The organism is Soehngenia sp. (assembly GCF_055108775.1).
Genome location: NZ_JBSQIL010000081.1, coordinates 1 through 7,205, shown reverse-complemented (window position 1 = coordinate 7,205; position 7,205 = coordinate 1). Strand labels below are relative to the sequence as shown.

At 29.2% G+C, this 7,205-nt stretch carries 8 protein-coding genes; 2 read left to right on the top strand and 6 right to left on the bottom strand.

Translation table 11 applies throughout. The features are described 5' to 3' along the window. Positions 1 to 183: 183 nt before the first annotated feature. The 3 genes from ACTB1H_RS08625 to ACTB1H_RS08615 form a co-directional block, all read right to left on the bottom strand. Positions 184 to 594, bottom strand: a complete 411-nt coding sequence (locus ACTB1H_RS08625) for a peptide deformylase (protein WP_463262438.1) — start codon at positions 592 to 594, stop codon at positions 184 to 186. 52 nt (positions 595 to 646) lie between these two features. Then, the gene (locus tag ACTB1H_RS08620) at positions 647 to 1,534 is read right to left on the bottom strand and encodes a GNAT family N-acetyltransferase (RefSeq protein WP_463262437.1); all 888 of its coding nucleotides are present in this window, start codon (positions 1,532 to 1,534) and stop codon (positions 647 to 649) included. Between the two features lie 153 nt (positions 1,535 to 1,687). After that, a complete protein-coding gene (locus ACTB1H_RS08615) occupies positions 1,688 to 2,596 on the bottom strand; it encodes a ketopantoate reductase family protein (RefSeq protein ID WP_463262436.1) in 909 nt (302 codons plus the stop codon). 144 nt (positions 2,597 to 2,740) lie between these two features. On the opposite strand from ACTB1H_RS08615, the gene ACTB1H_RS08610 reads away from it, so the two are divergent. Together ACTB1H_RS08610 and ACTB1H_RS08605 are read left to right on the top strand one after the other, a co-directional pair. Then, positions 2,741 to 3,292, top strand: coding sequence for a TetR/AcrR family transcriptional regulator (locus ACTB1H_RS08610; protein WP_463262435.1), 552 nt, complete (start codon positions 2,741 to 2,743; stop codon positions 3,290 to 3,292). 144 nt (positions 3,293 to 3,436) lie between these two features. Next, complete coding sequence (locus tag ACTB1H_RS08605; RefSeq protein ID WP_463262434.1) at positions 3,437 to 3,673, top strand: hypothetical protein; 237 nt, start codon at positions 3,437 to 3,439, stop codon at positions 3,671 to 3,673. 310 nt (positions 3,674 to 3,983) lie between these two features. Here ACTB1H_RS08605 and ACTB1H_RS08600 read toward each other — a convergent pair whose 3' ends face one another. The 3 genes from ACTB1H_RS08600 to chrA form a co-directional block, all read right to left on the bottom strand. After that, on the bottom strand, positions 3,984 to 4,979 hold the full coding sequence (locus tag ACTB1H_RS08600) for a sensor histidine kinase (protein WP_463262433.1): 996 nt from the start codon (positions 4,977 to 4,979) through the stop codon (positions 3,984 to 3,986). 1 nt (position 4,980) lies between these two features. Continuing rightward, positions 4,981 to 5,652, bottom strand: coding sequence for a response regulator transcription factor (locus ACTB1H_RS08595; RefSeq protein WP_181600367.1), 672 nt, complete (start codon positions 5,650 to 5,652; stop codon positions 4,981 to 4,983). A gap of 147 nt (positions 5,653 to 5,799) precedes the next feature. Continuing rightward, complete coding sequence (chrA, locus tag ACTB1H_RS08590) at positions 5,800 to 6,999, bottom strand: chromate efflux transporter (protein ID WP_463262432.1); 1,200 nt, start codon at positions 6,997 to 6,999, stop codon at positions 5,800 to 5,802. Between the last annotated feature and the right edge of the window lie 206 nt (positions 7,000 to 7,205).

Below are 7,205 nucleotides of genomic sequence, written 5' to 3'. Positions count from 1 at the left end.
CTACATTGATTATTCTTAGAGATAAATAAAACCCTTAACAATCCTGATTAGAAAGTCAAGGGTTAAATTTTCTATGTTTTGTTTTCTATCAGCAACTTCAAATAAGTTTGCAGGATTATCTTCTTCTAAAATGTCCTTTGAGATTGTAGCAACAAAACCAACACAGTTTTTTTAATTACTTAATTAAATTATTATACCTTCAAAATGATCCATTTCATGTTGAATTATTTGTGCTACAAATCCAGTAAACACTTGCTTTTGCTTCTTAAAACTTCTATCAAGATATTCCACCTCTATAGTCTCATACCTCTTTGTTTTTCTAAAGCCAATTAAAGACAAGCAACTCTCTTCTGTTTCATAAGGATTATCTTTCTTTAATATAACTGGATTTATCATAGGCACAATAAGTTTTCCTGCAGTAAATACCAATATACGCTTTTTCACTCCAATCATATTACCAGCCAATCCAACACAATTTTCTAAGTTTGCTCTTAATGTATCTATTAAATCATCAATTACTGCTATATCATTTTTAGTTGCCTCTTCTGATTTTTGTCCTAGAAACAATACATCTTTTACTATTGGTTTTATCATAAATTTATACCTCTTTTTAGTTATATTTTTTCTGACATACTTGATATTAACTCTAGTTACATCTCTTCATAAAATCACTCTTGTTTAATGTTATTGGAGTTACAGGCTCATCATAAAAAGCTTCTGCTTCTCCAATGATTTTACATCCATATTTCATTAACATATTTACAGTAGCATCTCTTGCTTCAATATAGATTTCTTCAGTATAAGAATTAAAAATTTCTTTTAATGAAAACATAGCTAGCTTCTGGCCGATGCCTATACCTCTTAATCTTTTATCAACAGCAAATCTTCCCCAATGCCATTTATCTTTTTCTTTCCAAGATGCTGTTACTCCAATAATATCTTCTCCCACTCTTGCACACCACCAAACTGGTTTTAAGTTATCATTAACTGGAACCAATTCTGCTGGAATGCTTTGCTCATTAGTAAATACCTCTGTTGCTAATTTAATTGCTTCTGCCATATAATTTTCTGAGATTCTTTCTATTAATATTCTTGAATCATTCTTTTTAAGATTATTTTTTAATGCAAGAATGCGAAATGTTCTAAAGGCTCTAATAATATCTTCTGTATCCTCACTATCTCCTAAGTTTAGAATTTCATTAATAAATTTATTTGCTTTATAATCTCCATCATTTATAGCTGCCATCCCTAATGGAAGAATACAAATATCTTTCATTCTTTTATCAGTTTCGGACTTTTTCAGTTCTAAATAATTTTTAGTTTCTAAATTATTAATTATTCTACTTAGTGAAGCTTTATCAATACCCAAATTTATTAATAATTCATTAAAAGGAGTTTTTCCATTTAGTTTTAGGTAGTTTAATATGTGAGCTTGAGCAAGTGTCATGTCAGAATTTAAGCAATTGCGATTAAGTAAACCTAATTCTCTCACTATTAATCTTACCTCTTTTCTAATTATTTCTTCCTTATTCATACCCGCCTCCAAATTAGTTGATATTATCAATAATTATACTTTCTTTTTATATTTGTAGCAAGTAATGAGATATGAATTAGTTGTGTATTCTTCTTAAAACAAAAAAGAAGGAGAACCTCCTCCATTGCTTTTATTATTATCCTTTATTCATACTTATATTGTGACACCCTTTTGACTTAAAAATTTTAATAAATCATTCTTAAGCTTCACAACTTCGTTGGTTGCATTATTCGCATAATCTGGTATCATCATATCCTTGACAATTTTACTTCTTAGCCATATCATAAAGAAAAAATCCAGAACAAAATTTGGACATTTAAGTATAATTTTAAATATAGGTGGATTAATATCAACGCCAGCTTTTTGTATTGCCCTTAAATACGTTTTTAAAGTGATTGTTATTTTGTGTGCTGTTTTTCTGGTTCTGGCCGTTTTTTCATCACTTATATTATTTTCAAAATATAAACTGCCCAAAAGTGCAATATCTGATATTGAGTGTGTTATTAGATAGGCTTTCATATCCTTATTAATTGTGTAGGGAAATTTTGCTGTTTTAAATATTTTTGATAGGTTTTCTACACGTTCTGTCTCTAAACCACTAATTTCTCCGAACATATTAGCTATTAGAAACTTTGGTACAAATCGAGCATACAGTATTCCATCTTTAATCTGTCCGCCAAAACCAGGAAAGGCTGGTAAAATCTTATCTCCAACAATATTTTGCCAGGTCGAAAACCCCATCGAAGTATTTGTCATCATAACTATATTTTTGCTTTGATTGTCTTTTAGTGCTAATAAAGCTGATTCGGATTGATCGTAATGAACTGTAACGAAAATAAAATCATATACATCATCATTCTCAAGCTTATCAATAACATTTACTTTTATAGATTTAACCGTACCCTTTTCACTATATTGTAGACCATTTTCGTTTAATGCTTTAAATCTATTTGAGCGTGCAAAAATTGTAACATCAAGCCCTGCTTCAATGAATTTCATTGCGTATATGCTCCCTATAACACCTGCACCAAAAATTAAAATTTTATCTTGTTTTACTGACATAAAAACCACTCCTACTTATTCATAATATTCTCTATTGACTATCAGACAACGCGTTGTATAATAGGATTGTAAATCTTTATTATGGCTTTATCAACCATCAGATTTTTATTATTTGTTGGATGATTTTTGCTAAAGGAGGATAAAATGAAAAAGCAACCCGAAATTACAGAAAAAACAAGACAAACCTTTATAGATGTTTTTTGTGAGTTATATAGTCAAAAGCCTATCGAAAAAATATCTATTAAGGATATTACAAGCAAGGCAGGATATAACCGTAGCACATTTTATCAATACTTCTCTGATATTTACGAACTATTAGACTTTGTTGAAAATGATTTATTGAGCTACATAAAAGAGGAATTAGTTAATAAGGAACCCTCTACAGATCCTATACAAGATGCACTTCATTGTTTAGAAAAAAGTGATCATATCTCAACTCTTAAGGCTCTTTTGGGTGATTATGGAAGTGTTCGTTTTTTAGCACGCTTGAAAAAAGAAATTCCATTTGATAGATTAGCTTCAAACTTACCAGAATATAATTTCTTAACACCATACTTGATTGAGTTTTATATATCAACATCACTTTCCTTATTTCGCCTTTGGCTCCAACAAGGAAAGGATTTACCGGAAGAAGATTTGATCAAGTTAGTAGATAACCTATATAAAAATGGGATAACGCCATATTCTAAAAATTGATGGAGATGTACCTTTAAAGATTTTCAATAATTTAAAATTTCTAGCTTGTTTTTATAAAAATAAGTAAAACTTTCCACTTCATTTTCTACGGATTAAATGTCCATTAATGCATATAATAAATTTAAACTTAAGGAGGTAATGTTTATGAAAGATGAAAATGGAAAATTTGTAGGTGTATTATCACATATAGTAAAAACTCATGTGTCTGAATCTAGAAGTGAAGGCATGATATCTGCTCTTACTAAAGATTTAGATTATATAAAAATTGATGATAAACTTTCAAATGAAGAAATATTATCTTATACTAATCCAAAAGTGGAGACAAATAAGCTGAATAAGCTATCGGATTCAGTTAATGTTTTAAACAATAACGAAGTTTGAAAGTTTCTGCAACTCCTAAAAATGAAAAAGAAAAATAATAATAAATAGTTATTTAATTCTTAAATGATTATTTAAGAATACAAGATAACATTGCAGTTTTATTGATAAAATCAATTTCATACTGACTTTCACCATATTTATTTTCGTTGTCTATAATAGTACCCTCAGTTAAAGTAATACGCAGAACTATTGAGCTAGGACTATCTTCGTCACAATCAAAACTTTTTTAAACTTAGCTCTTATTTTGATTTCCGCAACGTTCCTCCATAAGTTTCAGCGCATTTTCATATTTACTCATTTTAATTCTCCTCTACTCAATTATTGTATTTATAGATGAAAGATCTATCTCCACAGTAGTTCCCTCATTTACATTAGATTTGATGGTTATTTTATGAGATAGTTTATCTAAAATCTTTTTACAAAGATAAAGACCTATTCCAGTTGCCTTTTTATCCATACGTCCGTTGTATCCAGTAAATCCTTTTTCAAATACTCTAGGTAAATCTTCTTCAGCTATACCTATTCCTGTATCCTCAATTATAAGAACTTTTTCTTTGGTTTCATGCATACGAATTGATATTTTGCCGCTTCTTGTATATTTTAAAGAGTTAGAAAGTATCTGTTCAATTACAAATGAAAGCCACTTTTCATCGGTGAGTACTGTACAATCCATCTCAATTAACTCAAGTGATATATTTTTTCTTATAAACATATGAGCATATTTTCTAACACTTTGCCTTATTATATTTAATAATTTATAATGTTGAAATACCAAATCAGAATAAGATCCATCTATTTTTAAGTAACTAAGCACCATTTCTACGTATTGTTCAATCTTAAAGGTTTGTTCCAATAATTCTTTATTTTCTTCTTTTTTATCACTTTGAAGAAGCAGTCTCATTGCAGCTATTGGTGTTTTTATTTGATGAGCCCAAAGTGTATAATAATCAATCATCTCACTTTGTTTAATATCTGTTTTTGAGATGAGTTCTGTACTTTGCTCATAAAGTTTTTTTAAAATATTTTGGTAATCAGCTTCTATTAAACTATCAGCTAAAGGCATATTATCGATTCCTATATTAATATGTTTTTCTATATAAGTTAGTCCCTTATGCTTTTTATAATAGTTATTAAAATCAAAACCAATAAAAAAGGCTCCTACAACAGCTGATAAAAGAAATCCATAGAAGATTGTTTCAAAGGGTAATGAATATAAATAGAAAACGACTAAAAAGATAGTAATGAAAATAAAGTTGATTATTAGTGCTTTTATATGATCTTTAATATAACCTAATATAATATTCATCCTATTCCACCATATATCCAATACCTTTTTTGGTTTTAACAAAATCTAAAATATCAGCATCTGATAGCTTTTTTCTAAGTCTAGTAACATTAACAGTTAGCGTATTATCATCTATATAACTATCACTTTCCCAAAGTCTCGTCATTATGTCCTCTCTAGAAATAGCTTTACCAACGTTTTCAAATAAAATCTGAAGTATTTTAAATTCATTTTTTGTAAGCTCAATTTTATTATTGTTATATTCAAGACTTGTACTGCTAAGATTTAAAACAACTCCTTTGTGTTCTATGATATCCATTTTTCCACCAAAAGAATAAGTCCTTCTAATAAGTGCCTGAACCTTTGCTACAAGAATATTTAAATCAAAAGGTTTTGAGATAAAGTCATCCCCTCCCATATTTACTGCCATGATAACATTCATATTATCAGACATAGAGGAAATAAAAATTATAGGTACACTTGATATTTTACGAATTTCACTACACCAATGGTAGCCATTGAAAAAAGGTAGGGAAATATCTAATAACACAAGTTGTGGATCAAACTCTATAAATTGAGCGATAACATCCTTAAAATCAACAACAACTTCTGTTTCATAACTCCATTGATCCAAGCTGTTTTTTATTGATTTTGCAATTATCGTATCATCTTCAACAATCAAAATTTTATACATACTATACTCCTGTTTAATTATAAATTATATCTAAACTCCATAATATTATATCATAACATTACATAATTTCTCTTAATTTCTGCTAAAAATAGCCAAAAGTCATTACAACATTTGCTGTAATGACTTTAAATTCTTAATATACGGAATTTATATAATAAATCCTGCAACTATAGATAAAACTACTATAATTGGTGCTGGTATTTTTTTAGATATTAATAGCCCCATTGTAATTAGTGTGACAATAATATTATCAATTACTAATCCACTTTTTTGCATTAAAATTACGGCAGCTACTGCAATTAATCCACCAGCAACAGCATTTATTCCTTTTAATGATACTTTTATCCCTTTTATCTCTTTAAGATTCTCCCATATTGGATAAATAAAGTAGATTAAAAGAAGTCCTGGTAAAAATATTCCTATTCCTCCTGCTAAAGCTCCTAAAACTTGATTTAATACACTTCCTCCACGTGCTGCCATACCTCCTGCATAAGCGCTAAAGCTAAACATTGGACCAGGTAATCCTTGAACAAGACCATAACCAGTTAGAAATTCTTCGTTTGTCATATATTGATTCACTTGTACAAGGTCACTATGCATAACAGGAACCACTACCTGCCCTCCACCAAAAACTAAATAACCATAACGATAAAAACTTTCAAACAAGTGAACTATTTTGTTATCCCATAATAATGTAAGGACAATACTACCAAATGTTATAACAATAAAAGCAATTATATAGATCCAAGGGGGATTTATTTTAACTCTATTCCAAAGATTTTTTTCTTTAGAAGTTATAATACTAACGACACCACCAATAATTAAAACCAGGGGGAAAACCCAAGCCTCACGAATAAAATAAGTTGTTATAGCACCAAGAAGGAATAATCCTATGGTAATCTTATCTGTTACAACTTTTACACCAATTCTATATGCTGCTACCACAATAAACCCTACAGCCATTGGACCAATATAACGGAGTCCAGCTTCAGATATATTTTTGCTATTCAAAAATTGATATATGAATGAAAGCAAGGTCATCACTGTAATTACTGGGAGTGCCCAAACTAACATTGTTAAAAATGCTAAAAATGGTCCCCCAACTTTATAACCTATAGCTACAATGGTTTGTGTACTACTAGGTCCTGGAAGGATACTGCATAAAGCAATTAACTCAACTAATTCTTCTTCCTTTAAATACTTTTTCTTTATTACCATTTGATCTGTAAATACACTGTAATGAGCTTCTGGGCCTCCATATGCGCCTAAAGAACAAATAAATACATCCTTTAAAAAACTTCCCCAGCCAACTCTCTTTTCATTTTTAATATTTTCATTGAATCTCATAATTAAGCCTCCTTTCAATCTTAACTTAGTATATCTATAGTACTTGAATTTAAAACAACTCAGTGATATAATGATATCAGAAGTTTATATCGTCATCCGATATTTAATTTATACTTAGGAGTGATATATTATGCAAGAGCAAATTTTAAGAAAATTTTTCTTAGGATTTATTCAAATCCATATTCTTCATCATGCTAAAAAAGAAC

Coding starts and splice junctions, on each gene's coding strand:
- ACTB1H_RS08625 (WP_463262438.1), bottom strand. CDS start 594: ATGATAAAACCAATAGTAAAAGATGTATTGTTTCTAGGACAAAAATCA.
- ACTB1H_RS08620 (WP_463262437.1), bottom strand. CDS start 1,534: ATGAATAAGGAAGAAATAATTAGAAAAGAGGTAAGATTAATAGTGAGA.
- ACTB1H_RS08615 (WP_463262436.1), bottom strand. CDS start 2,596: ATGTCAGTAAAACAAGATAAAATTTTAATTTTTGGTGCAGGTGTTATA.
- ACTB1H_RS08610 (WP_463262435.1), top strand. CDS start 2,741: ATGAAAAAGCAACCCGAAATTACAGAAAAAACAAGACAAACCTTTATA.
- ACTB1H_RS08605 (WP_463262434.1), top strand. CDS start 3,437: ATGAAAGATGAAAATGGAAAATTTGTAGGTGTATTATCACATATAGTA.
- ACTB1H_RS08600 (WP_463262433.1), bottom strand. CDS start 4,979: ATGAATATTATATTAGGTTATATTAAAGATCATATAAAAGCACTAATA.
- ACTB1H_RS08595 (WP_181600367.1), bottom strand. CDS start 5,652: ATGTATAAAATTTTGATTGTTGAAGATGATACGATAATTGCAAAATCA.
- chrA (WP_463262432.1), bottom strand. CDS start 6,999: ATGAGATTCAATGAAAATATTAAAAATGAAAAGAGAGTTGGCTGGGGA.